Genomic DNA, 23,355 nt, shown 5'->3' on the forward strand with positions numbered 1-23,355 from the left:
GGCCGGGCGGTCGCTGTCAGCGAAGCAGCATCGCGCGTCCCGGCTCCCGCAGGATGTCGGCGACCTCGACGAGGAACCGCGATCCCTGCTCGCCGTCGACGAGGCGGTGGTCGAACGACAGCGCGAGCGTCATCACATCGCGCAGCGCGATCTCGCCGCGGTGCTCCCACGGCTGGCGACGCACCGCGCCCAGCGCGAGGATGCCCGCCTCCCCCGGGTTGATGATCGGCGTGCCCGCGTCGACGCCGAAAACGCCCACGTTGGTGATCGAGAACGTGCCGCCCATCATGTCGGCGGGCGCCGTCTTGCCCGAGCGCGCCGTCTCGGCGAGCGCGCGGATCGCATCGGCGAGTTCCACGAGGGTGAGCTCCTGCGCGTCGCGGATGTTCGGCACCACGAGGCCCCGCCCGGTCGCCGCGGCGATCCCGAGATTCACGTAGTGATGCTCGACGATCTCGCCGGCGTCCTCGTCCCACGTCGAGTTCAGTCCGGGGTGGCGGGCCAGGGCGAGACAGACGGCCTTCGCGGCGACGGCCATGACCCCGATGCGGTGGTCCTGGAGGGCGCGATCGGCCTTCAGCGAGGCGATGAGCTCGCTCGTCGCGGACACGTCGACCGTCAGGAACGTCGTGACGTGCGGGGCGGTGAAGGCGCTGCGCACCATGGCGGCGGCGGTCATGCGTCGCACGCCGCGGATCGGGGTGCGGGTCGTCCGGTCGCCGCCGACGGCGGGACGCGGCGGTTCGAACGCCTCGGTCACCGCCGGCTCAGCGGCCGGCGCGGCGGTCACGCCGATGCGCTCCGCGTACGCCTCGACGTCGCCGCGCGTGATGATCCCGGTCGCACCGGTCGCCTCGACGAGGGCCAGGTCGACGCCGAGCTGCTTCGCAAGCGCGCGCACCGGCGGCGTGGAGCGCGGCCGTTCTACAGGGCGCTCGCCCACATCGCCGAGCTGGATCGCGTCATGGGGTGCCGCCTCGAGGACCGCGGTGTCGGACACCGCAGTCGCCTGCCCGGCGACGCGCGCCCGTCGCTGCGGCCGGCCGGCGCCGCGCGGGGCGGCGCCGTACCCGACGAGATTCGGCTGCGCCTTCTCCGCCGGAGCGGATGCCGCATCCGCCGCCGCTGCGTGTTCGGCCGCCGCCCCTGCAGGAGCGGCCGCCACGGCGTTCGCGTCGAGCGTCGACGGAGGGGAGACATCCGCCGCCCCGGTGTCGAACGAGATCAGCACCGAGCCGACCAGGATGACATCGCCCGTCTCGGCGTGCAGCGCCGTCACGGTACCCGCGTACGGCGAGGGCAGCTCGACGACGGCCTTGGCGGTCTCGACCTCGGCGATGGTCTGGTTCAGCGCCACCGTGTCGCCGACGGCGACCAGCCACTGCACCAGTTCGGCCTCGGGAAGTCCCTCGCCGAGGTCGGGGAGGAGGAAGTCCTGCGTCATGCGTCCCGCACCCCGCTCAGGCTGTTCGGGCGGTCCATGACGCGGTCCACGGCGTCCAGGATCCGATCGAGGTCGGGCAGATGGTGCTTCTCGAGCTTGGCGGGCGGATACGGGATGTCGTGTCCCGTGACGCGCTGCGGTGCCGCCTCCAGGTAGTTGAAGCAGCGCTCGGTGACGCTGGCGATGAGCTCTGCACCGACGCCGGCTTCGCGCGCGGCCTCGTGCGTGACCACGACGCGACCGGTCTTGCGGACCGAGGCCGTCACCGTGCGGTAGTCGACCGGCGAGATCGACCGCAGGTCGATGACCTCGATCGACACTCCGTCGTCCTCGGCGGCGGTGGCGGCATCCATCGCCGTCGCCACCTGCGCGCCGTACGTCAGCAGCGTCACGTCGCTGCCCTCCCGGGCGACCCGCGCGAGCCCCATCGGCGGGGCGTCGGCGAGCTGCAGGTCGAGGTCGACCTCGCCCTTGGTGTGGTACAGCCGCTTGGGCTCGAAGTACACCACGGGGTCGTCGGAGGCGATCGCCTGCCGCAGCATCACGTAGGCGTCCTGCGGGTTCGACACGGCGATCACGCGCAGCCCGGAGGTGTGCACGAAATACGCCTCGGGCGACTCGGAGTGGTGCTCGGCGGCGCCGACGCCGCCCGCCCAGGGGATGCGGATCGTGATCGGCATCGTCACGTTGCCGCGGGTGCGGTAGTGCAGCTTCGCGACCTGGCACACGATCTGATCGAAGGCCGGGTAGACGAAGCCGTCGAACTGGATCTCGACGACAGGGCGGTAACCGCGGAACGCCAGTCCCACCGCGGTGCCCATGATGCCCGCCTCGGCGAGCGGGGTGTCGACGACCCGCTGCGCGCCGAACTCCTCCTGCAGGCCGTCGGTGATGCGGAAGACGCCGCCGAGCTTGCCGATGTCCTCCCCCATGAGGAGCACCTTCGGGTCGTCGGCCATCGCGCGCCGCAGGCCCTCGTTGATGGCCTTCGCCATCGTCAGCTGCGTCATCGTGCCGCCTCCTCGGCGCCTGCCGGGGCGAACCCGTCGAGATACGCGCGGAACCACTCGCGCTGCTCGTCGATGCCCGAGTGCGGCTCGGCGTAGACCTCGTCGAACACCGTGATCGGCTCACGGGTGCGCGCGCTCATCGCGGCCTCGCGCACGCGGGCGGCGAGGGCGTCGGCATCCGCGTCGACGCTCGCCGCGAAGGCGTCGTCGTACTCGCCGCGCGACCGCAGCAGCTGCTCGACGCGGGCGATCGGGTCGCGGCGGCGCCAGGACTCGACCTCCTCCTTGTCGCGGTAGCGCGTGGGGTCGTCCGACGTGGTGTGCGGCCCCATCCGGTAGGTGACGGCCTCGATGAACGCAGGACCCTCGCCGCGTCGGGCGATGTCCAGCGCCCAGCGCATCGCGGCGAGGCACGCGAGGACGTCGTTGCCGTCCACGCGCATGCTCGGGATGCCGAAGCCCGGCGCGCGCCCGGCGATGGGGAACTTCGCCTGCACCGTGACCGGCTCCGAGATCGCCCACTGGTTGTTCGTGCACACGAAGACGACCGGGGCGCGGAACGACGACGCGAAGACCATCGCCTCGTTGACGTCGCCCTGGCTCGAGGCGCCGTCGCCGAAGTACGCGACCGAGACCTGGTCGGTGCCGTCGCGCTGGACGCCCATCGCGTACCCGACCGCGTGCAGCGCCTGCGCGCCGATGATGATCTGCTGCGTCGCGGTGTTCAGCTCGTAGGGGTCGTACGTGGAGTGCTCCTCGCCGCGCCAGGCGAGGACGAAGTCGGAGGGCTTGCCGCCGCGGGCGTAGACGACGCCCGTCTCGCGGTAGCTGGGGAACGCGAAGTCGTCCGCACGCAGCGCCCGCGCGGTGCCGATCTGCGTCGCCTCCTGCCCCTGGCACGGCGGCCACAGCGCCAGCTGGCCCTGCCGCTGCAGGGCGACGCCCTCGGTGTCGATGCGGCGCAGCAGCACCATGTCGCGGTACAGACCGCGCAGCGCCTCGGCATCGACGTCGGCGACCCAGCGGTCCAGCTCGGCGTCGGCGATGCGCTCGCCGTCGGGGGTCAGCAGTCGGGCGACATCCTCGATGTCGGTGGCCGGATCCGCTGTCGGTGTCAGGGTGTGCGTCATCGTCATCACTCCTCGTTGCGGGCTCCCTCGTGAGGAGCCGCCTCGTGTGCGCCGGCCTCGTCGCCGGCTCATTCGAGGCTACGTCCGCATCGCACCTCGCTCAAGCATTCGCGATCTTCTTGAGCATGTTGACAACCAGGAGGGGATTCAGGCGTGCTAACGTTTCGCACTATGAGTGCCCTCGATCACGTCGACCTGGAACTGCTCGCGGCGCTGTCCGCAGACCCCCGGGCGACCGTCGTCGCACTGGCCGAACGGCTCGGTCTGTCGCGCAACACCGTGCAGGCGCGCATGGCCCGGCTCGAGAAGGCGGGCGTGTTCCTGTCGTACGAGCGGGCGATCTCGTCGGCATCCCTCGGGTTCCCGATCGAGGCGTTCATCAGCGTCATCGTGCGGCAGGCCGATCTGCCCCGGATCGCCGTCGAACTGGCGCGCGTGCCCGAGGTGGTGCAGGCGCACGGCCTGTCGGGTCAGGTCGATCTGCTGGTGCGCGTGGCGTGCCGCGACACGCAGCACCTCTTCGACACCGACGCCCGCATCCTGGCGATCGAGGGCGTCGAGCGCACCGAGACGTCGCTGGTGATGGGCGAGGTCATCGCCCACCGCGTCACGCCGCTCATGGAGCTGGCACGACAGGTACCGTAGCCGCCTCGCCCTTCGGGTTGCCGGTGGACGAGGCATCCGCCCGCACCAGCACCACGCCCACGAGGATCAGCGCACCGCCGACGAACTGGATGGGCGCCGGCACCTCGGCGAGGAAGATCCACGCGAACATGAGGGCGAACAGCACCTCCGACAGCCCGACGAACGAGGCGACGCGCGCGCCGATGCGCGGCACCGCCATCACCCCGAACGCGTAGCCCACCGTCGTGGCGACGGCGGCGACCCAGAGCATCGGCATCCACCACGGCACCTCCGTGCCGGCGAGCACGACCGTGACCGCTGGCGCCTGGAACGGCAGGATGCCGGTGAGGCACAGCACGCCCATGACGAGGGCGCCGGTCAGCAGGCCGCTGGCAGCCAGCGCCAGCGGCGGGAGCTCGTCGCCGGCGCGCTCGGAGATGACGAAGTAGGCGCACACGCACACCGCGGCGGCCAGGGCGAGCAGCGTTCCGAGCAGGTCGAAGGATGCCCCCGAGATGTCGACGACCAGCACGAGGCCGGCCATCGCCACCACCGAACCCCAGATCACCAGCGCCGACGGCGCCTTGCGGGTGCGGATCCAGACGAATGCGACGAGCATGACCGGCGCGAGGTACTGGATGAGCAGCGCCACGGCCACCGGCATCCGCTGCATCGCGGAGAAGAAGAACAGCTGACAGCCCAGCACGGGCATGAGGCCGAACCCGACGATGAGGCGCCAGTGGCGCCGCAGGAACCCGCGTTGACGTGCCATCGCACGGAACAGCGCCGGCGACAGGATGAGGCCGGCGATCCCCATCCGCACCAGGAGCGCCGCGCCGAGCGACCAGCCGGCCTCCAGCAGCGGCTTGACGAACGGTCCGCTCGAGGAGAACGCGAGGGCCGAGCCCACGGCCATGATCAGGCCCGTGGTGCGCAGACGTGCGGTGGAACCCACGGCCGAACTCGGTGCGATGACGGGGAGCGACGCGGTCTGGGCGGTCATGGGCGGCATCCGACTGTCAGGGGTGAAAGGTGTTTACACTGGTGACAGTAGCGAACGGGATGTCAGGAGTCAACGTGGTTTTCATTCATGACACGGAGCAGAACCTCCGCGCCGCCGCGTATCTGGTCAACACGCTGCCCGGCTTCGACGGCGACGACACGCTCACGACCCTCGAGGACTTCGCCGCGTACCTGGAGGTCAACCCCTACACGGGCGTCATCCGGCGAGATCTCGCGGAGCTGGATGCCGTCCGCGCCGTCCGCTCACGACTGCGCCAGCTGTGGGAGGTCGACCGGGAGGGAGCGGTGCCACTGGTCAACGAGATGCTGCGCGACGGCGACGCGCTGCCCCGCCTGGTGATCCACGACGGCTTCGACTGGCACATCCACGCCACGAGCGACGACGCACCGCTGGCCACCCGCATCCTCGTCGAGGCGGCCATGGCGTTCATCGACGTCATCCGCGCCGACGAGTACGACCGGGTGCGCGTGTGCGCGGCCGACGACTGCGACGGCGTCTACGTCGACTTCTCGAAGAACGGCTCCAAGCGCTACTGCGACACCGGCAACTGCGGCAACCGCATGAACGTCAACGCGTATCGGCGTCGGAAGGCGCGAGAAACCGCGTGATCGCCGCGGCGGCGACCGCCGGGGTCTCGTAGTGGATGAGGTGCCCGACATCGGGGATCTCGACGAGCTCGGCGTCGGCGAACAGCGTCGCCAGCGTCCGCTCGGCCTCGATGGGCGTGATGTCGTCGCGCTGTGCGGCCACCAGCAGCGTCGGCTGCGCGATGCGCGGCGCGAACTCGCGCACGTCGTGCGAGACCGACGCGACGAACGCGTCGTGCAGCACGTCGCGGTCCGCGAAGCGCGAGAAGTAGGTGTCGTGCTGATCGTGCACGAATCGGCGGATGCCGGGGTCCTTGGTCTTGGCCATCGTGACGCTCATCCCCCGCACGATGAGCCCGTTGCGCAGCAGTGCGTCGCCGAGCCCGGAGGGCAGCTTCGCACCCGCCCAGTAGTAGAACACCGCGAGCCGGGTGAGCACGCCGCGCGGACCCTCCAGCGCCGGGGCGCCGATCGGGTTCACGAGGATCATCCGCGGCGTCTCGAGGCCGCCCGCAACGGCGGCCGAGACCACGATCGAGCCGAACGAGTGTCCGAGGATGACGGCGCCGGGCGCGACCGCTCCGGCGAACTCCTGCAGCCACTGCGCGTAGAGGTCGAGGTCGTGCCTGCGGCCCGGGATCGGCGCGGTCTCGCCGAAGCCCGGAAGGTCGGGTGAGATCACCCGGACGCTCGGCAGGTGCGCGACGACGGGCTCGAGGCCGTGGTGCTCGCCACGGAAGCCGTGCACCGCGACGACGGTGGTGGCCGCATCCGACGGCCCGTAGACCCAGTAGGCGGTGACGCCGCCGAGCACCTCGAGCTCGCGTCGCTCGACGGGGATCTCGTCCAGCAGCGGGGCGTAGGGGTTGGGCGCGCTCACCCGTCGAGTCTACGAGTCCCGCCCGTGCCCGGCCTGTACGCGGAGCGCCTTCGCCCGGATGTCGGCGGCGGCGCATACCGTGAACGGCATGAGCCGCCCGCATCCCGAACAGCTGCCGCTGTGGGATGTGCCGGACTGGGTGCGCATGGTCGGGGTCTTCGACCTCGAGACCACGGGCGTCGACGTGACCGGCGATCGCATCGTGACGGCGCACGTGGGCCTGCTGGATGCCGGCGGCCGCGTCATCCGCGCACGCGACTGGCTCGCCGACCCCGGCGTCGAGATCCCCGAGGGAGCGAGCGCGATCCACGGCATCACGACCGAGCACGCCCGCACGCAGGGCCGCCCCGCCCGCGACGTCGTGACCGAGGTGGTCGAGGCGGTGAGCGGACTGCTGGATGCCGGCATCCCCGTCGTCGCCTACAACGCGCCGTTCGACTTCTCGCTGCTGAAGTACGAGTCGTTGCGGCACGGCATCGCGCCGATCGAGAACCCGACCCCGGTCATCGACCCGCTCGTGGTCGACAAGGCGTACGACCGGTGGCGCAAGGGCAAGCGCACGCTGGAGGTCGTCGCGGCGCACTACGCGGTGCGGCTGGATGCGGCGCACGAGGCGTCCGCCGACGCGGTCGCGGCCGGACGCGTCGCCCAGGCGCAGGCCGAGCGCTTCGCGCCGTGGCTGCCCGAGACGGCGGGCGAGCTGCACACCCGGCAGATCGGGTGGGCCCGGGCGCAGGCCGAGAGCCTCACCGAGTACTTCATCCGCATCGGCCGGATCGACCCCGACGACCGCCTCGACGGCCGCTGGCCGATCCGCTGAGCACTCCCCCGCGCAAACGCAGAAGACCCCGCCGAAGCGGGGTCTTCCGGGCGGGGCTGCTTACTTGGCGCCGCCGAAGTTCTTGAAGCGCTGGTTGAACTTCTCGACACGACCGGCCGAGTCCATGATGCGCTGCTTGCCCGTGTAGAACGGGTGCGAGGCCGACGAGATCTCGACGTCGATGACGGGGTACTCGACGCCATCGAGCTCGATCGTCTTGTCGCTGGTCACCGTCGAGCGGGTGAGGAAGGTCTCGCCCGAGCCGAGGTCACGGAACACGACGGCCTGGTAGTCCGGGTGGAGGTCAGTCTTCATGATGGTCCTTTGAGGATGGTGCCCTGGATTTTGCCAGGACGGTCAAAGTCTGGTGGTGCGAGCGCACCAAAGAGTGATTCTATCAGCCCCGAGCGGGGACGCCGAACCGACCGGGTCAGTGGGTGGCGCGGGCGGCGAAGCGCCCGCCGTCCTCGGTGAGGCGGATGGGCACGCCGAAGGTGTCGCTGAGCGCCTCGCCGGTCAGCGTGTCGCGGATGGGACCGGATGCCACCGCCTGGCCGTCGCGCAGCAGCAGCACGTGCGTGAAGCCGATCGGGATCTCCTCGACGTGGTGCGTGACCATGATCATCGCAGGCGTCGTCGGCGCCTGGGCGTAGCCGCTCAGCAGCATGAGGAGCTCCTCGCGGGCGCCCAGGTCCAGGCTCGCGGTGGGCTCGTCCAGCAGCAGCAGCTCGGGGTCGGTCATGACGGCGCGGGCGATCTGGACGCGCTTCTGCTCGCCGTCGCTGAGCGTGCCGAACGTACGGTCGGCCAGGTGGTCGAGCTTCCACTCGGCGAGCACCCGCAGCGCGCGCCGCTCGTCGATGTCCTCGTAGTCCTCGCGCCAGCGGCCGAGCACCGAGTACGCCGCCGTCAGCACGACGTTGAGCACGGTCTCCTCCGGCGGCACGCGGCGCGCCATCGCGGAGGACGCGAACCCGATGCGAGGGCGCAGCTCGAACACGTCGGTGCGGCCGAGCCGCTCGCCGAGGATCGTCACCGTGCCCGACGTGGGGTGCAGCAGCGTATCGGCCATCTGGAGCACCGTGGTCTTGCCGGCGCCGTTGGGGCCGAGCACGACCCAGCGCTCGTCGTCGTTGATCGTCCAGTCCAGGTGGTCGACGATGTTCCGGGCGTTCCGGCGGACGACGACGTCGGAGAATTCGAGCACCTGGGGCATGCCGATAGCCTATCGGCCGTCGGCGGCGACCTCCGCGTACAGCGCCGCCGTCTGGTCGGCGATGCGCCCCCAGCTGAACTCCTCGGTCGCCCGCCGGCGACCTGCCTCGCCGTATGCCTGCGCCTGCGCCGGATCGCTCACCACCTCGGTGAGCACGCGCGCGAGATCGGCCACATAGCGCTCAGGGTCGACCGGCGTGCCGGTGCCGTCCTGCGCCTGCTCGATGGGCACCAGACGCCCGGTGACGCCGTCCACCACGACCTCGGGGATCCCTCCGGTGGCCGTGCCCACCACGGCCGCACCGCACGCCATCGCCTCCAGGTTCACGATGCCGAGCGGCTCGTAGACCGAGGGGCAGACGAACGTGGTGGCGGCGCTGAGGATCGTGCACAGCTCGTGGCGGGACAGCATCCGATCCAGCCACACGACACCCTCGCGGGTGTCCTGCAGCCCCCGCACCAGCTCCTCGACCTCCGCCATGATCTGCGGCGTGTCGGGCGCCCCCGCGGCGAGCACCACCTGGACGTCGGCGGGAAGGCGCTCGGCGGCGCGCAGGAAGTACGGCAGGCCCTTCTGCCGCGTGATGCGCCCCACGAACACCACCGACGGCTTGGCGGGATCGATGCCGAGCTCGGCCAGCAGCGCCGGATCGTCGACCGGATGCCACGCCTGGACGTCGATGCCGTTGTAGATGACGCGCACCTTGTCGCCGTCGAGCTCCGGGTAGCTGCGCAGGATGTCGGCCCGCATGCCCTCGCTCACCGCGACGATGGCCGCTGCGCTCTCGTACGCGGTCTTCTCGATCCAGCTCGACACGGCGTACCCGCCGCCCAGCTGCTCGGCCTTCCACGGCCGCAGCGGCTCGAGGCTGTGGGCCGTCACGATGTGCGGGATGCCGTGCAGCAGGGATGCCAGATGCCCGGCGAAGTTCGCGTACCAGGTGTGACTGTGCACGACGTCGGCGCCGGCGACGTCGGAGACGATCTCCAGATCCGTGCCGAGGGTCTGCACGGCGGCGTTGGCCGCGGCCAGTTCCGAGGGCACGCCGTACGATGTGGTGCCCTCTTCGTCGCGGTCCGCGCCGAACGCGCGCACCCGCACGTCGAGGTCGGTGCGCAGCGCCTTGACGAGCTCGGTCACGTGAACTCCCGCACCCCCGTAGATCTCCGGCGGGTACTCCTTCGTGACGATGTCGACGCGCATGTGTCGAACGCTAGTACACGGCCCGGAACGCGTCATAGTGTGGGGGCCATGCCAGCTGCACCCAAGGTCTTCGGAATCATCCTCGCCGGCGGCGAAGGGAAGCGGCTGATGCCGTTGACCGCGGACCGCGCGAAACCCGCCGTCCCCTTCGGCGGTCAGTACCGCCTCATCGACTTCGCGATCTCGAACCTGATCAACTCGGGTCTGCGGCAGATCGTGGTCCTGACGCAGTACAAGTCCCACAGCCTCGACCGCCACATCTCGCAGACGTGGCGCATGTCGGCGCTGCTGGACTCGTACGTGACGTCGGTGCCCGCGCAGCAGCGGCTCGGGAAGCGCTGGTTCTCGGGGTCGGCCGACGCGATCCTGCAGAGCCTCAACCTCATCAACGACGAGCAGCCCGACATCGTCGTCGTCATCGGCGCCGACCACGTGTACCGCATGGACTTCCGGCAGATGCTCGCCGCGCACATCGAGTCCGGCGCGCGGGCCACGGTGGCCGGCATCCGCCAGCCGATCTCACTGGCCAACCAGTTCGGCGTCATCGACGTCGAGCCCGACTACCCGATGCGCATCCGCGACTTCCTCGAGAAGCCGCAGAACCCGGTGGGGCTGGCCGACGCGCCCGACCAGGTGCTCGCGTCGATGGGCAACTACATCTTCGACGCGCAGGCGCTCATCGAGGCGGTGGAGGCCGACGGGGAGTTCCCGACGTCCAACCACGACATGGGCGGCGACATCGTCCCCTACTTCGTCGGCCGCGGCGAGGCGGGCGTGTACGACATGAACCGCAACGAGGTGCCGGGCTCGACCGATCGCGACCGGTACTACTGGCGGGATGTCGGAACCATCGACTCGTTCTTCGACGCCCACCGCGATCTCATCTCGACGCTGCCGATCTTCAACCTCTACAACACCGACTGGCCGATCCACTCGCAGGCGGTGAACTCGCCCCCGGCGAAGTTCGTGCGCGACTCGGTGGGCCGCATCGGCAACGCGATCGACTCGATCGTGTCGCTCGGGTCGGTGCTGTCCGGCACGCACCTCGAGCGCAGCGTCGTCGGCCCGTGGACGCTCGCGGGCGGCGGGTCGACGATCACCGACTCGGTGCTCTTCGACCACGTGCAGGTCGGGGCGGGCGCGCGGGTGCACCGGGCGATCCTCGACAAGAACGTCCTGCTCGAAGAGGGCGCGACGGTCGGCGTGGACCGCGAGCGGGACCTTGCGCGCGGCTTCACGGTCACCGACAGCGGCATCACCGTCGTCGGCAAGGGCGTGCGCGTCGAACGGTGACACGCGGTCGGGAGCGGCATCCGCGTCCGGCTAGCGTGGAGGCATGCCTGCCGCACCCGCCCGCTTCCTCGTCGTGCTGGACGCCGACTCGACGCTGATCCGCAACGAGGTCATCGAGCTCATCGCCGACGAGGCAGGGCGCGGGGCCGAGGTGGCCGCCGCGACCGAGGCAGCGATGCGGGGCGAGGTCGACTTCGCGACCAGCCTGCGATCGCGGGTCGAGGCCCTGCAGGGCGTGCCGGTCACGGCGTTCGCGCGGGTGCTGGCGCGCATCGAGCCGACGCCGGGGGTGCGCGAGCTCGTCGCCGCCGTCCACGAGCGCGGCGGCGCGGTCGGGGTGGTGTCGGGCGGGTTCCACGAGATCCTCGACACCGTCGCGCCGGACCTCGGGGTCGACGTGTGGCGGGCGAACCGGCTCGCGACGAGCGACGGCGTGCTCAGCGGCGCGGTGGACGGCGGGATCGTGGATGCCGCGGGCAAGGCCGCCGCGCTGCGCGAGTGGGCGGCCGAGCGCGACGTGCCCCTCACCCGCACGCTTGCGATCGGCGACGGCGCGAACGACCTCGAGATGATGGCGGTGGCGGGACTCGGCGTGGCCTTCAACGCCAAGCCGGCGGTGCGCGAGCGCGCCGACGTCGTCGTCGGCCCGGTGGATCTGGCAGAGGTCATCGCGCTGCTGCCGTGACCTGCCGGGGTGTCGGTGCCCTGGCGTAGCGTCGGGGCATGCACATCATCCTCGTTCCCGGACTCTGGCTCGACGCATCCTCCTGGGGCGACGTCGCCCCCGCGCTCGAAGCGGCGGGGCATCGCACCCACGCTCTGACGATGCCGGGAGTCGGCGCCTCCGGAGCCGCCGCCGTGGGCATCGGCATGGCGGACTGGGTGGCCGCCGTCGTCGCCGAGATCGACCGACTCGACGGGCCTGTCGTGCTCGTCGGGCACTCCGGCGGCGGCAACGTCGTCTACGGCGCCGTGGACGCACGCCCCGACCGGGTCTCGCACGTCGTGTTCCTCGACACGTTCCCGCCGGGCGACGGCGGAGCGGTGTCGGAGTTCCCCGTCGTCGACGGCGTGATCCCCTTCCCCGGGTGGGACTTCTTCGACGAGTCCGACGTCGCCGACCTCGACCCGCAGACGCGTGCCGATGCCGCGGCCCGCGCGAAGTCGGTGCCCGAGCGGGTTCCCACCGACCCCATCCGGCTGTCCGACGAGCGGCGCCGCGCGGTGCCGGCCACGATCATCACCGGCACGGTGCGCGAGGCGCAGATCCGCGAGATCATCGCCGCGGCGCCGGTGTGGGCGGCCGAGCTCGCCGCCGTCGAGCAGCTCGAGGTCATCGAGCTCGGCGCCGAAGGCGACCCGACCGGTCACTGGCCGCAGTTCTCGCGGCCGGGCGCGGTCGCCGAGGCCGTCCTGCGGGCGATCGACTGACGCGCACGGGCCCGGCGATGCGAGGCATCGCCGGGCCCGTCGCGGAGGGGCTGCGGGTCAGTGCCCCATGCCGAGGCCGCCGTCGACCGGGATCACGGCGCCGGAGATGTACGCGGCGTCATCCGACGCCATCCAGGTGACGACGCCGGCGACCTCGTCCGCGGACGCGAACCGACCGGCGGGGATGCTCTTCTGGTACTCGGCCTGCGTGTCGGCAGGAAGCTCGGCCGTCATGTCGGTCTCGATGAAGCCGGGCGCCACGACGTTCGCGGTGATGCCGCGGCCGCCGAGCTCGCGGGTGAGTGAGCGGGCGAAGCCGACCAGGGCGCTCTTGGAGGCCGAGTAGTTGATCTGGCCGGCGGAGCCGTACAGGCCGACAACGCTCGAGATGAGGATGACGCGACCCCAGCGGGCGCGCAGCATGCCCTTCGAGGCGCGCTTGACGACACGGAAGGCGCCGCCGAGGTTGGTGGCCACGACGCTGTCGAAGTCGTCCTCGGTCATGCGCAGCAGCAGCGTGTCCTTCGTGATGCCCGCGTTGGCCACGACGATCCCGACCGGACCGAGGGTGTTCTCGACCTCGGTGAAGGCGGCGTCGACGGCGGCGGCATCCGTCACATCCGCCCGCACCGTGAGCGTGCCCTCGGGGCCCTCGCCCGAGCGCGCGGTCACGGCGACCTTGTAGCCCTCGGCGACGAAGCGCTCCGCGATGGCACGGCCGATGCCGCGGTTTCCGCCGGTGACGAGGACGACGCGATCGGTGGACATGTGTGGACTCCCGGAGGTCAGTGGCCGAACCGGACCAGCCTACCGGCGGCGGGGTCGCGGCATCCGTCACCCGTTTGACACCCCCCAGTGCCGCTGGGACGCTGGAGGCGGACATCGACGAAAGGCCTCGCCGTGAGCGACAACATCCCGCAGAACCCCGCCCCGGAGCCCGGCGCGTACCCGCCCGTTCCGCCGGCGCCGGCGGCCCAGCCGGCACAGCCCGCGCAGCCGGTTCAGCCGCCGGCAGCACCCGCGCCGGGCGGCTACGCCGCTCCGGCACCGGGCGCATACCCTCCACCGGCGTACGGCACGCCGCCGGCGAACGCCGCCCCCGCCTACGGCGCTGCTCCGGCCTACGGCGCCGCCCCGGCGTACGGTGCGGCGCCCGGTTACGGCTACGGCGCGCAGCCGAAGACCAACACGCTCGCCATCGTCTCGCTCATCGCGTCGATCTCGAGCTTCGTCATCCTCCCGCTGATCGGGTCGATCGTCGGCGTGATCACCGGCCACATGTCGCTCAACCAGCTCAAGACGAGCGGCGAGCAGGGCCGCGGCATGGCGCTGGCCGGCACCATCGTCGGCTGGGTCGGCCTCGGCCTCACGATCATCGGCATCATCGCCCTGATCCTGTTCTTCTCGGTCGCCGTCGCCACCTACAACCAGTACGGCGGCAGCTACTGAAATCGATCGCCCCGGGACACGCTCCCGGGGCGATCGCCGGGTGCAACCGGCGTACGCTGGAAGTACCGTGAAGAGTTCGAGCCACGCCCCTTCGGCGACATCGCTGCCGCGCGCCCCGCGCGACGATGTCGACGCGCGCTCGGTGCGCTATCTGGTCACGATGGGCATCCGCGTGGCGTGCTTCATCCTCATGGTCGTCATCACGCCGTACGGCTGGTACACCTGGGTGTTCGGCGCCGCGGCGATCTTCCTCCCGTACATCGCGGTCGTGTCGGCGAACGTCGGCCAGGAGGGCCGGCGCAACCGCCGCGAAGACCCGGAGCCGGCGCTTCCCGCGGCCCCTTCGACGACGGCCCCGAGCGATCCCGGCGTCATCCGCGTGGAAGAGAAGCACGCCATCACCGACACTCCGGACCAGACCGAATGAACGCCGACCATCAGGCCGACGAGGCCGTCTGCTCGCGGGCGGGATGCCGCGGCGCAGCGCACTGGCGCATCGACTGGCGCAACCCGCGCATCCACACCGGCGACCGCAGCAAGACCTGGGTCGCGTGCGACGAGCACGTCGGGTATCTGCGGGAGTTCCTCGCCGCCCGCGACTTCCCGCTGACGGTGTCCCCGCTCTCGCCCGCGGAGGCGGCCCGATGAGCCGCCGGTCGGTGAGCATGCAGCATCTCCCCCGTGCGGGCCGCTGGGCGATCTACATCGCCCTCGCGGTGGTGTTCGCGATCGCGTGCGCGTTCCTGTCGAACTGGCAGTTCTCGCGCAACCAGGAACGCTCCGCCCAGCTCGCGCTGGTCGCGCGGAACTACGACGCGACGCCCGTGCCGCTCGCCGAGGTCATCGCCCCCGGGGCCGAGCTCGACCCGCAGGACGAGTGGCATCCGGTCGTCCTCACCGGCTCCTACCTGGCCGACGACGAGCTGCTGGCGCGCAACCGCCCGCACGGCGGCACGTCCGCGTTCGAGGTGCTGGTGCCCTTCCAGCTCGACGACGGCCGCGTGCTCCTCGTCGACCGCGGCTGGGTGCCGCCGGGCGACGACCAGCCCGGACCGGATGCCGTGCCGACGCCGCCGTCGGGGCAGACGACCGTGATCGTGCGCCTGCGACCTGGCGAACAGCTGCCCTCCTCGGGTCGCTCCGCCCCAGATGGGCAGGTGCCCACCATCAACCTCGGACTGGTCGCCGACACGATCTCCCCCGCCGCCGGCGAGGCCCTCGATCGCAGCGCCTACGGCGTGATGGTCTCCGAGGACCCCGCGACCGCGACGGCTCCGGGCGCGCTGGAGGCACCGTCCGACGACCCCGGCCCGCATCTGTCGTACGCGATCCAGTGGATCCTGTTCGCGATCATGGGCTTCGTCTTCATCGGCTACGTCATCCGCACCGAGCGCCGGCATCGCCGCGAGGACGCCGAGGACGCGGACGCCGCGGACGGCGAGCAGACGGATGCCGCTCCCGCGCCGGCGGCGGCATCCCGTCGTCGCCGTGACCGCGACGCCGAGGACGAGGACGCCCTGATCGACGCCGCGGGCCGCTGACCTGCAGGCCCGGAAGCGGGAGCCCGCGCGCCGCGCGTGCGCGGCTCAGGCCAGCGTGACCAGGTCCGCGTAGTCGCGGCCCCAGATGTCTTCGACGCCGTCGGGCAGGATGAGCACGCGCTCGGGGTTGAGCGCCTCCACGGCACCCTCGTCGTGCGAGACCAGCACGACTGCGCCCTCGTAGTGTGCGAGCGCGCCGAGGATCTCCTCGCGCGACGCGGGGTCGAGGTTGTTCGTGGGCTCGTCGAGCAGCAGCATGTTCGCCGACGACACCACGAGGGTCGCGAGGGACAGACGGGTCTTCTCGCCGCCCGACAGCACGCCGGCGGGCTTCAGCACGTCGTCGCCGGTGAACAGGAACGACCCGAGCACCTTGCGCGCCTCGGTCGCGGTGATGTCGGGCGCCGCCGACATCATGTTCTCCAGCACCGAGCGTGAGACGTCGAGGTTCTCGTGCTCCTGTGCGTAGTAGCCGATCTTGAGGCCGTGACCGGGCTCGAGCCGCCCGGTGTCGGGCTGGTCGACGCCCGCGAGGATGCGAAGCAGCGTCGTCTTGCCGGCACCGTTGAGGCCCAGGATGACGACCTTCGAGCCGCGGTCGATCGCGAGGTCGACGTCGGTGAAGATCTCGAGCGAGCCGTACGACTTCGACAGCCCGGAGGCCATGAGCGGCGTCTTGCCGCACGCGGCGGGCTTCGGGAAGCGCAGCTTCGCGACGCGCTCCTCCTGACGGACCTCGTCCAGGCCTGCGAGCATCTTCTCCGCACGCGCGACCATCTGGTGGGCAGCGGCGGCCTTGGATGCCTTGGCGCCGAACCGGGCGGCCTGCTGCTGCAGCACGGTGGCCTTCTTCTCGACGTTGGCGCGCTCCTTCTTGCGGCGCTCCTCGTCGGCCACCCGCTGGCGCAGGTAGTTCTTCCAGTTCATGTTGTAGACGTCGATGACCTGGCGGTTCGCGTCGAGATAGAACACGCGGTTCACGGTCTCGCCGACGAGCTCGACATCGTGGGAGATCACGATGAGCCCGCCCTTGTAGCCCTTCAGGAACTCACGGAGCCACACGACGCTGTCGGCGTCGAGGTGGTTGGTCGGCTCGTCGAGGATCATCGTCTGCGCGTCCGAGAACAGGATGCGGGCCAGCTCGATGCGGCGGCGCTGGCCGCCCGACAGCGTCTTGAGGGGCTGGTCGAGGATGCGGTCCGGCAGCGAGAGGTTGTGGGCGATGGATGCCGCCTCCGCCTCTGCCGCGTACCCGCCGAGGGCTTCGAAGCGCTCGGTGAGGTTGGCGTACTTGCGCATCGCGCGCGCGGCGACCGCCTCGTCGTCGTCGCCCATGGCCAGGGACGCCTCGTGCATGCCGATCGCGAGAGTGCCGAGGCCGCGGGCGTCGAGGATGCGCGTGCGGGCGAGCATCTCGGGATCCCCCGAACGGGGGTCCTGCGGCAGATAGCCGAGCTCCCCCGACCGCTCGACCTTGCCGTCGGCGGGGATGAGATCCCCGGCGAGCACCTTGGTCAGCGTGGTCTTGCCGGCGCCGTTGCGGCCCACGAGGCCGATCTTGTCGCCGTCGGACACGCGGAACGACACGTCCGACATGAGGACGCGGGCGCCTACGCGGATTTCGAGGTCGTGCACGGCGAGCACAGCAGGTGTCCGTTCGATCGGTGGTGGGTGGATCGGCCGAGTGGCCAGCCATCCAGTATACGGTGACGCATCAGACCGACGCGTGACACGAAATACCTCCGCAGGGTGACCTGGTCGGTACCGGAGAGGGATGCCGCGGCGCATGCCCCGCGCATACCGTTCCGGGGTGGAACTGCTCAGCGACCTCATTCTCCAGGCCGTCTCGTCCCCGTGGCTGTACGCCACGATGTTCGTGGTGGCCGTCGTCGACGGCTTCTTCCCGCCCGTGCCGAGCGAGACGGTGCTGGTCGCCGCGGCGGCGGTCGCGGCATCCACCGGCCGCCCCGATCTGCTGCTGCTGGGTGCGATCGCCGCGATCGGCGCGGCGATCGGTGACAACATCGCGTTCGCGATCGGCCGGAGCGTCGGCACGACCCGGTTCGCGTGGATGCGACGACCCCGTGTCGCCGCGACCTTCGAATGGTCGCGGACCACGCTCGAAAGGCGCGGCGCGGGTCTGATCCTCGGTGCCCGGTTCATCCCGGTGGGCCGCGTCGCGGTCAACCTGTCGGCCGGCGCGCTCGGCTACCCGTGGCCGCGGTTCGCGCTGCTCAGCGTGCTCGCCGGAGCGGGCTGGGCCGTGTACAGCGTCGCCATCGGGCTGCTCGCCGGCGCGTGGCTGAAGGATCAGCCGCTGCTGAGCGCGGGGCTGGGCATCGTCCTCGCCGTGGGTCTCGGTCTGATCGTCGACCGGGTCGTCGCGCTGCGCGCCCGGCGCGCCGAGAGCGCGACGCGCGCGCAGCGCGCCTGAGAGGATGACTGCATGCGCGTGACCACCGCTGTCGAGGCGCCCCGCCGCATCCGCCGACCGAACACGATGACGCTGGCCTTCGGCGCGCTGGCGCTGGTCGCCGTCGCGCTGTTCTCGGTGCTGGTGCCGGTGCTCATCGCGCTGTACGGACAGCCCCCCGCGTTCGCGTTCCTCTTCGGCGCACTGCTGTGCGGCGCCCTGCTCCTGGCGGTCCGCTACCCGCGCTGGGCGATCGCGGCGTTCACGGTCTCGGCGCTGGCGCTCCCCCTCCCGATCGTGGCGGCACCCGAGACGACATGGCCGTGGCCGTGGTCGGTCCCGGCCATGCTCACCCTCTTCGCGTTCCTCGGCGTCCTCACAGTCCGGCACGGCTGGCGGTTCGCGCTGGCTGCGTGGCTGCTCAGCATCGGCGGCACGCTCGCGGTCGTGATCGCGCTGTCCGCCGTGGTCCCCGTCGTCCCCGCGATCGTGAACCTCGTCATCGTGACCTCCATCTCGGGTGCGGCGCTGCTGGTGGCGGTGCTCGTCGCCAGCCGGCTGCGGGTGGGTGCCGAACTCACCCGGGAGCGCGAACTGTCGGCGCTCGAGCAGTCCCGCCGGGTGCTCGTCGAGGAGCGCACGCGCATCGCGCGAGAGCTGCACGACGTCGTCGCCCACGGCATGTCGCTCATCCAGGTGCAGGCCTCGACCGCGCGCTACCGAGTTCCGGGACTCCCCGACGAGGCGGTCACGGAGTTCGACGAGATCGCCCAGACGGCCCGGTCGGGGCTCACCGAGATGCGCCGGCTGCTGGGAGTGCTGCGCACCGAGGATCAGCAGCCCGACCTGACGCCGCAGCAGGGTCTGCGCGACATCGACGCGCTCGTCGCGGCGGTGCGGCGCGCGGGAGCCGAGGTCGAGGCGTCGCTGTCCCCCGCTCCCGACGCCATCCCTTCGGCGGTCGACATCGCGGCCTTCCGCATCGCCCAGGAGGCGCTCAGCAACGCCGTGCGCCACGCGCCGCATGCCCGCATCGACGTCGAGGTGAGGACGGATGCCGAGGCGGTGCGCATCGTCGTCCGCAACGGTCCGGGCACCTCCCCCGAAGTCGTGGCAGCCGGCACGGGGCGCGGCCACGGGCTCCTCGGCATGCGGGAGCGCGCCGCGCTGGTGGGCGGTAGCGTGGAGGCCGGCCCCGACTCCGACGGCGGCTGGACCGTGCGCGCCGTCCTCCCGCTCACCGATCCCACCGGAGGGGCATCGTGACGATCAGCGTCCTCGTGGCAGACGACCAGGCGATGGTCCGTGCCGGCTTCGCCGCCCTGCTCGACGCGCAGCCCGATGTCCGGGTCGTCGGCCAGGCCGCTGACGGTGCCCAGGCGGTCGCGCTGGCTGCCCGTCTCGAGCCGGATGTGGTCCTGATGGACGTGCGGATGCCGGAACTCGACGGGATCGCGGCGACCCGCCGCATCCTCGGCCCGACCTTCCCCGCCGCGCGGGTTCCCCGCATCCTGATGCTCACCACGTTCGACGTCGACGACTACGTGTACGACGCGCTGGAGGCCGGGGCGAGCGGATTCCTGCTGAAGGACGCGCTCCCCGAGGACCTCGTGCATGCGGTCCGCGTGGTCGCCGCGGGCGACGCCCTGCTCGCGCCCAGCGTCACTCGGCGCATGATCGAGCATTTCGCGGCCCGTCGGCCGCGAGCCGGTCGCGCCGTCGCGACGCTGGGCGAGCTCACCGATCGCGAACGAGAGGTGCTCACCCTCATCGGGAGCGGACGCTCCAACACCGAGATCGCGGCGGATCTGTTCATCTCGGAGCAGACCGTCAAGACACACGTCGGAAAGGTGCTCGCCAAGCTCGGCGCGCGCGATCGCGTGCAGGCGGTCATCTTCGCCTACGACGCCGGACTGGTGGAGCCTGCCGGCTGACATCACCCCACGGAGTGAGGGCACGACGACACCACGGAGCGATGCGGCGGCCGCCACCGCGTTCCTAACCTTCCGGGGACGACATCCCCGGGAGGACCTCATGACCGTCGCTCACGCCGCCCACGCGGCATCCCCGCTCCGCAGCCCCGGCAGAGACCGCGCGATCGATCTGGTGCGGGCCTTCTGCATCATCGGCGTCGTCGTGCTGCACGCGATGATGGTCGGCGTCGCCGTGACCGGCGGGCAGCCGTCGTTCGTGAACGCCAGCGACGGCACGGCCTGGATCGTGCCGCTGAGCTGGGCGCTGCAGGTGATGCCGCTGTTCTTCGTGATCGGCGGGTTCTCGGGTGCCACCGCGTTCCGCCGCTCCCGCGAGCGCGGCGGAACTGCGGTGGGCTTCGTCGGCGGACGCATCCACCGGCTCCTGCTGCCGGCCGCGGTCACGGTCGGCACGGTCGGCGTGCTGCTCGCGCTGGTCGCGTCGGCGGGGGTGCCCGCCGACCTGGTCGCGCTCGCCGGGTTCCGGTTCGGGCAGCCGCTGTGGTTCCTGGGGGTCTTCCTGGTGTGCCAGGCCCTGCTTCCCGCCCTGCTGCGTCTGCACGAGCGTGCCCCGCTCACCACCATCGCGGGGCTCGCCGCCGCGGCGGTCTGCGTCGATGTCGCGCGTATCGGCACCGGCCTGGAGGCGCTCGGGTTCCTCAACCTCGCCTTCGTGTGGCTGACGCTGCAGCAGGTCGGGTTCTTCCTCGCCGACGGACGCATCGATGCGCTCTCGCGTCGCACGCGCGGCCTGCTGGCGGCGGGCGCGCTCGCAGCGCTCGCGGGTTCGTTCCTGCTCGGCATCCACTCCCCCGATCTCGTCGCCAACATCAACCCGCCGACGACGGCCCTGCTGCTGGTCGGGGTCGTCCACACCGCGCTCTTCTCGCTGCTGCGCACGCCCCTCGCGCGTCTGGCGTCGCGGCGGGTGCCCGCGGCCGTGACCGACTTCGTGACCCCGCGCGCCATGACCGTGTACCTGTGGCACATGCCGGTGCTGCTGGCGCTCGCAGGGCTGCTCGCGTGGACGGCGATCGCCACGGGGATGCCTCTTCCCGACATCGACGGACCCGCCTGGTGGCTGACCCGTCCGGTGTGGCTCGCTACGGCGCTGGCCGCCACCGCCGTCGTCGCGCTACTGCTCGCCCGCGTCGAGGCGCTGCGGCTGCCGACGGCGTCCCGTTCCGTGTGGCGCGTCGGCGCGGGCACGCTGGCGGGCACGGCGGCGGTGGCGCTCCTGCTCGTCGCCGGCACGTCGCCGGCGACGGCGCTCGTCGCCGTGGGCCTGTTCGTCGGCGCGCTGCGGCTCGCCCGGATCCCGGCGCCACGCCGGGTCGCACTCGGCGCTCCCGTCGCGGTGTGACTCTCCGGGCGGTGACCGCGCGTCCTATGCCTGACCGACAGCGAAATGCCGATTCCTTGGTGGACGGCGTCCAAGTATCGCCTGCCGGTGCCCCCTAGGCTGATTCCCATGTCATCCATCGCCGCCGCCCCGACCGCCTCCGCCGGTACCCGTCGCGTGCTCGCCGACGTCATCGCCCGCCCGTCCTCCCGCGCCCGCGCGTTCGCCCTCGATGCCGGACTGGTCATCGCCGGCGCGATGGTCGTGGCCCTCCTCGCCCAGATCGAGATCCCGCTGTGGCCGGTGCCCATCACCGGCCAGACGCTGGGCGTCATCGTCGTCGGCGCCGCGCTCGGCGCCTGGCGCGGAGCCGCCGCCCTCACCACGTACATGCTCGTGGGCCTCGCCGGCCTTCCGGTGTTCGCCGGGTTCACCGGCACGGTGGCCGCGGTCGCCAAGCCGAGTTTCGGCTTCGTGATCGGCTTCATCTTCTCCGCGTTCGTCGCCGGCTGGTTCGCCGAGCGCGCGTGGGACCGTCGCCCCGCCCTGGCGTTCGTGGGATTCGCCGCGGCCAGCGCGGTGCCGTTCGTCTTCGGCATCCCGTACATGGCGTTCATCCTCAACGTCGTCATGGGCCTCGACTTCTCGTTCTGGGCGCTGCTGCAGGCCGGTCTCTTCCCGTTCATCGTGGGCGGCCTCGTCAAGGCAGCGCTGGCCGCGGCCATCATCCCGGGCGCCTGGGCGCTCGTGCGTCGGGTCGACAAGACCAAGGAGTGAACCGACGCCTCCACACGAGGCATCCTGAATCGAAAGCCCCGGCCCGCACGGCCGGGGCTTTCGCGTCGGCGCGGCCGGATTTCGCAATCTGGGAGACGGCTGAGTAAGGTTGACCTAACTCAGCCCTGAGTAAGGGCATCCTTACCTAACTCCTCGGAGGATTCCGTGCGCCTTCCCCGCCCTGCCGCCGCCACCGCGATGCTCGCCGTCGCCGCCGTCGCCCTCGTGGGCTGCGCCACGGCAGCCGGCGACGACAGCACCTCGACGACTTCCGCGGCCGGGGACGGCTTCCCCGTCACGATCGAGCACGCCTACGGCGAGACCGTCATCGCATCCAAGCCCGAGCGCGTCGCGACGGTCGCGTGGTCGAACCAGGAGGTGCCGCTCGCGCTCGGCGTCGTTCCGGTGGGCATGGCGGAGGTGACGTGGGGCGACGACGACGGCGACGGCGTGCTGCCGTGGGTCGAGGACAAGCTGGACGAGCTCGGCGCCGACACCCCGGTGCTCTTCGACGAGACCGACGGCATCGACTTCGAGGCCGTCGCCGACACGCAGCCCGACGTGATCCTGGCCGCCTACTCAGGCCTCACGCAGGAGGAGTACGACACGCTGTCGAAGATCGCGCCGGTCGTCGCCTACCCCGAGGTCGCCTGGGGCACCTCGTACGAGGACATGATCCGCCTGAACTCGACCGCGATCGGTCTGGCCGAGGAGGGCGAGGCGCTCATCGACGAGCTGCACGGCACCGTCGACACGGCGCTCGCCGACTTCCCGGAGCTCGCCGACTCCACCGTGCTCTTCTCGTACATCGACCCGTCGGACTTCAGCAAGGTGGGCTTCTACACGACCCTCGACACCCGTCCGGGCTTCCTCGCCGACCTCGGCGTCCCCGTTCCGACGGTCGTCGCCGACGAGTCCGCGGCCACCGACCAGTTCTACACGACGGTCAGTGCCGAGGAGGCCGACCGCTTCGCCGACGTCGACGTGTTCGTCACGTACGGCGATGCGAGCGGCTCGATCGTCGCCCAGCTGCAGGCTGACCCGCTGCTGTCGCAGATCCCGGCGATCGCGGAGGGGCGCATCGCCATCCTCGAGGAGTCCACCCCGCTGGCGGCGTCGGCGAACCCGTCGCCGCTGTCGATCGGCTGGGGCATCCACGACTACTTCGCGCTCCTCGCCGGCGCCCTGAGCTGACCGT

26 protein-coding genes are annotated in these 23,355 nt (G+C 71.4%); 16 read left to right on the top strand and 10 right to left on the bottom strand.

Translation table 11 applies throughout. The features are described 5' to 3' along the window. Window positions 1-16 precede the first annotated feature (16 nt). From AC1DDU_RS17590 to pdhA, 3 genes are read right to left on the bottom strand one after another with little or no spacing between them, the layout of a single operon-like run. A complete protein-coding gene (locus tag AC1DDU_RS17590; protein ID WP_477436350.1) occupies window positions 17-1,444 on the bottom strand; it encodes a dihydrolipoamide acetyltransferase family protein in 1,428 nt (475 codons plus the stop codon). Beyond that, window positions 1,441-2,454 (bottom strand): alpha-ketoacid dehydrogenase subunit beta, encoded by a 1,014-nt coding sequence (locus tag AC1DDU_RS17595; protein ID WP_477436352.1) that lies wholly within the window; start codon window positions 2,452-2,454, stop codon window positions 1,441-1,443. The genes AC1DDU_RS17590 and AC1DDU_RS17595 overlap by 4 nt, the downstream gene beginning before the upstream one ends. Then, window positions 2,451-3,590, bottom strand: coding sequence for a pyruvate dehydrogenase (acetyl-transferring) E1 component subunit alpha (gene pdhA / locus AC1DDU_RS17600; protein ID WP_477436354.1), 1,140 nt, complete (start codon window positions 3,588-3,590; stop codon window positions 2,451-2,453). Before pdhA ends, AC1DDU_RS17595 begins: the two co-directional genes overlap by 4 nt. A 165-nt stretch (window positions 3,591-3,755) precedes the next feature. Between pdhA and AC1DDU_RS17605 the strand changes: the two genes are divergently transcribed. Then, entirely contained in the window at window positions 3,756-4,229 is a 474-nt protein-coding gene (locus AC1DDU_RS17605) for an Lrp/AsnC family transcriptional regulator (RefSeq protein ID WP_477436356.1), read from the top strand. Here AC1DDU_RS17605 and AC1DDU_RS17610 read toward each other — a convergent pair. Beyond that, window positions 4,201-5,211: an EamA family transporter gene (locus tag AC1DDU_RS17610; RefSeq protein WP_477436358.1), complete on the bottom strand. Its 1,011-nt coding sequence runs from the start codon at window positions 5,209-5,211 to the stop codon at window positions 4,201-4,203. The two genes, AC1DDU_RS17605 and AC1DDU_RS17610, sit on opposite strands and share 29 nt — an antisense overlap. A 74-nt stretch (window positions 5,212-5,285) precedes the next feature. Here AC1DDU_RS17610 and AC1DDU_RS17615 point away from each other — a divergent pair, with 74 nt between their 5' ends. Further along, window positions 5,286-5,840 carry a CGNR zinc finger domain-containing protein gene (locus tag AC1DDU_RS17615; RefSeq protein WP_477436360.1) on the top strand — a complete coding sequence of 185 codons (555 nt, stop codon included), beginning with the start codon at window positions 5,286-5,288 and terminating at the stop codon, window positions 5,838-5,840. On the opposite strand, the gene AC1DDU_RS17620 is transcribed toward AC1DDU_RS17615, so the two are convergent. Beyond that, entirely contained in the window at window positions 5,800-6,699 is a 900-nt protein-coding gene (locus AC1DDU_RS17620; protein WP_477436362.1) for an alpha/beta fold hydrolase, read from the bottom strand. The two genes, AC1DDU_RS17615 and AC1DDU_RS17620, sit on opposite strands and share 41 nt — an antisense overlap. An 88-nt stretch (window positions 6,700-6,787) precedes the next feature. Here AC1DDU_RS17620 and AC1DDU_RS17625 point away from each other — a divergent pair, with 88 nt between their 5' ends. Further along, window positions 6,788-7,519 carry an exonuclease domain-containing protein gene (locus AC1DDU_RS17625; protein WP_477436364.1) on the top strand — a complete coding sequence of 244 codons (732 nt, stop codon included), beginning with the start codon at window positions 6,788-6,790 and terminating at the stop codon, window positions 7,517-7,519. Window positions 7,520-7,579: 60 nt separating this feature from the next. On the opposite strand, the gene AC1DDU_RS17630 is transcribed toward AC1DDU_RS17625, so the two are convergent. From AC1DDU_RS17630 to glgA, 3 genes are all read right to left on the bottom strand, one after another. Further along, a complete protein-coding gene (locus AC1DDU_RS17630; protein WP_477436366.1) occupies window positions 7,580-7,834 on the bottom strand; it encodes a type B 50S ribosomal protein L31 in 255 nt (84 codons plus the stop codon). A 115-nt stretch (window positions 7,835-7,949) separates the two neighbouring features. After that, on the bottom strand, window positions 7,950-8,735 hold the full coding sequence (locus AC1DDU_RS17635; RefSeq protein ID WP_477436368.1) for an ABC transporter ATP-binding protein: 786 nt from the start codon (window positions 8,733-8,735) through the stop codon (window positions 7,950-7,952). A 9-nt stretch (window positions 8,736-8,744) separates the two neighbouring features. Continuing rightward, complete coding sequence (glgA, locus tag AC1DDU_RS17640) at window positions 8,745-9,938, bottom strand: glycogen synthase (protein WP_477436370.1); 1,194 nt, start codon at window positions 9,936-9,938, stop codon at window positions 8,745-8,747. Window positions 9,939-9,986: 48 nt separating this feature from the next. Between glgA and AC1DDU_RS17645 the strand changes: the two genes are divergently transcribed. Genes AC1DDU_RS17645 through AC1DDU_RS17655 form a run of 3 tightly spaced genes read left to right on the top strand, consistent with a single transcriptional unit; the run spans window position 9,987 to window position 12,662 of the window. Continuing rightward, window positions 9,987-11,231, top strand: coding sequence for a glucose-1-phosphate adenylyltransferase (locus AC1DDU_RS17645; protein ID WP_477436372.1), 1,245 nt, complete (start codon window positions 9,987-9,989; stop codon window positions 11,229-11,231). Between the two features lie 43 nt (window positions 11,232-11,274). Continuing rightward, window positions 11,275-11,916 carry a phosphoserine phosphatase SerB gene (serB, locus tag AC1DDU_RS17650; protein ID WP_477436374.1) on the top strand — a complete coding sequence of 214 codons (642 nt, stop codon included), beginning with the start codon at window positions 11,275-11,277 and terminating at the stop codon, window positions 11,914-11,916. A 38-nt stretch (window positions 11,917-11,954) separates the two neighbouring features. After that, window positions 11,955-12,662, top strand: coding sequence for an alpha/beta fold hydrolase (locus tag AC1DDU_RS17655; protein WP_477436376.1), 708 nt, complete (start codon window positions 11,955-11,957; stop codon window positions 12,660-12,662). Window positions 12,663-12,719: 57 nt separating this feature from the next. Here the strand turns inward: AC1DDU_RS17655 and fabG are convergent, their stop codons facing one another. Further along, complete coding sequence (gene fabG / locus AC1DDU_RS17660) at window positions 12,720-13,430, bottom strand: 3-oxoacyl-ACP reductase FabG (RefSeq protein ID WP_477436378.1); 711 nt, start codon at window positions 13,428-13,430, stop codon at window positions 12,720-12,722. Window positions 13,431-13,562: 132 nt separating this feature from the next. On the opposite strand from fabG, the gene AC1DDU_RS17665 reads away from it, so the two are divergent. From AC1DDU_RS17665 to AC1DDU_RS17680, 4 genes are all read left to right on the top strand, one after another. After that, the gene (locus tag AC1DDU_RS17665; protein WP_477436380.1) at window positions 13,563-14,111 is read left to right on the top strand and encodes a DUF4190 domain-containing protein; all 549 of its coding nucleotides are present in this window, start codon (window positions 13,563-13,565) and stop codon (window positions 14,109-14,111) included. A 67-nt stretch (window positions 14,112-14,178) separates the two neighbouring features. Next, complete coding sequence (locus AC1DDU_RS17670; RefSeq protein WP_477436382.1) at window positions 14,179-14,538, top strand: DUF3099 domain-containing protein; 360 nt, start codon at window positions 14,179-14,181, stop codon at window positions 14,536-14,538. Further along, window positions 14,535-14,759: a hypothetical protein gene (locus AC1DDU_RS17675; protein ID WP_477436384.1), complete on the top strand. Its 225-nt coding sequence runs from the start codon at window positions 14,535-14,537 to the stop codon at window positions 14,757-14,759. Before AC1DDU_RS17670 ends, AC1DDU_RS17675 begins: the two co-directional genes overlap by 4 nt. Then, the gene (locus tag AC1DDU_RS17680) at window positions 14,756-15,652 is read left to right on the top strand and encodes an SURF1 family cytochrome oxidase biogenesis protein (RefSeq protein WP_477436386.1); all 897 of its coding nucleotides are present in this window, start codon (window positions 14,756-14,758) and stop codon (window positions 15,650-15,652) included. Before AC1DDU_RS17675 ends, AC1DDU_RS17680 begins: the two co-directional genes overlap by 4 nt. A 45-nt stretch (window positions 15,653-15,697) precedes the next feature. On the opposite strand, the gene AC1DDU_RS17685 is transcribed toward AC1DDU_RS17680, so the two are convergent. Then, complete coding sequence (locus AC1DDU_RS17685) at window positions 15,698-17,296, bottom strand: ABC-F family ATP-binding cassette domain-containing protein (RefSeq protein ID WP_477436388.1); 1,599 nt, start codon at window positions 17,294-17,296, stop codon at window positions 15,698-15,700. A 166-nt stretch (window positions 17,297-17,462) separates the two neighbouring features. Here AC1DDU_RS17685 and AC1DDU_RS17690 point away from each other — a divergent pair, with 166 nt between their 5' ends. The 6 genes from AC1DDU_RS17690 (at window position 17,463) to AC1DDU_RS17715 (ending at window position 23,351) form a co-directional block, all read left to right on the top strand. Next, window positions 17,463-18,086: a DedA family protein gene (locus AC1DDU_RS17690; RefSeq protein ID WP_477436390.1), complete on the top strand. Its 624-nt coding sequence runs from the start codon at window positions 17,463-17,465 to the stop codon at window positions 18,084-18,086. Window positions 18,087-18,098: 12 nt separating this feature from the next. Then, the gene (locus AC1DDU_RS17695; protein WP_477436392.1) at window positions 18,099-19,331 is read left to right on the top strand and encodes a sensor histidine kinase; all 1,233 of its coding nucleotides are present in this window, start codon (window positions 18,099-18,101) and stop codon (window positions 19,329-19,331) included. Then, window positions 19,328-19,999 (top strand): response regulator, encoded by a 672-nt coding sequence (locus AC1DDU_RS17700; RefSeq protein WP_477436394.1) that lies wholly within the window; start codon window positions 19,328-19,330, stop codon window positions 19,997-19,999. The genes AC1DDU_RS17695 and AC1DDU_RS17700 overlap by 4 nt, the downstream gene beginning before the upstream one ends. Before the next feature lie 100 nt (window positions 20,000-20,099). Continuing rightward, entirely contained in the window at window positions 20,100-21,401 is a 1,302-nt protein-coding gene (locus tag AC1DDU_RS17705; RefSeq protein ID WP_477436396.1) for an acyltransferase family protein, read from the top strand. 108 nt (window positions 21,402-21,509) lie between these two features. Further along, window positions 21,510-22,157: a biotin transporter BioY gene (locus AC1DDU_RS17710; protein ID WP_477436398.1), complete on the top strand. Its 648-nt coding sequence runs from the start codon at window positions 21,510-21,512 to the stop codon at window positions 22,155-22,157. 165 nt (window positions 22,158-22,322) lie between these two features. After that, a complete protein-coding gene (locus tag AC1DDU_RS17715; RefSeq protein WP_477436400.1) occupies window positions 22,323-23,351 on the top strand; it encodes an iron-siderophore ABC transporter substrate-binding protein in 1,029 nt (342 codons plus the stop codon). The last annotated feature ends 4 nt before the right edge of the window (window positions 23,352-23,355 follow it).

It is taken from the genome of Microbacterium sp. 05T445 (assembly GCF_056395865.1).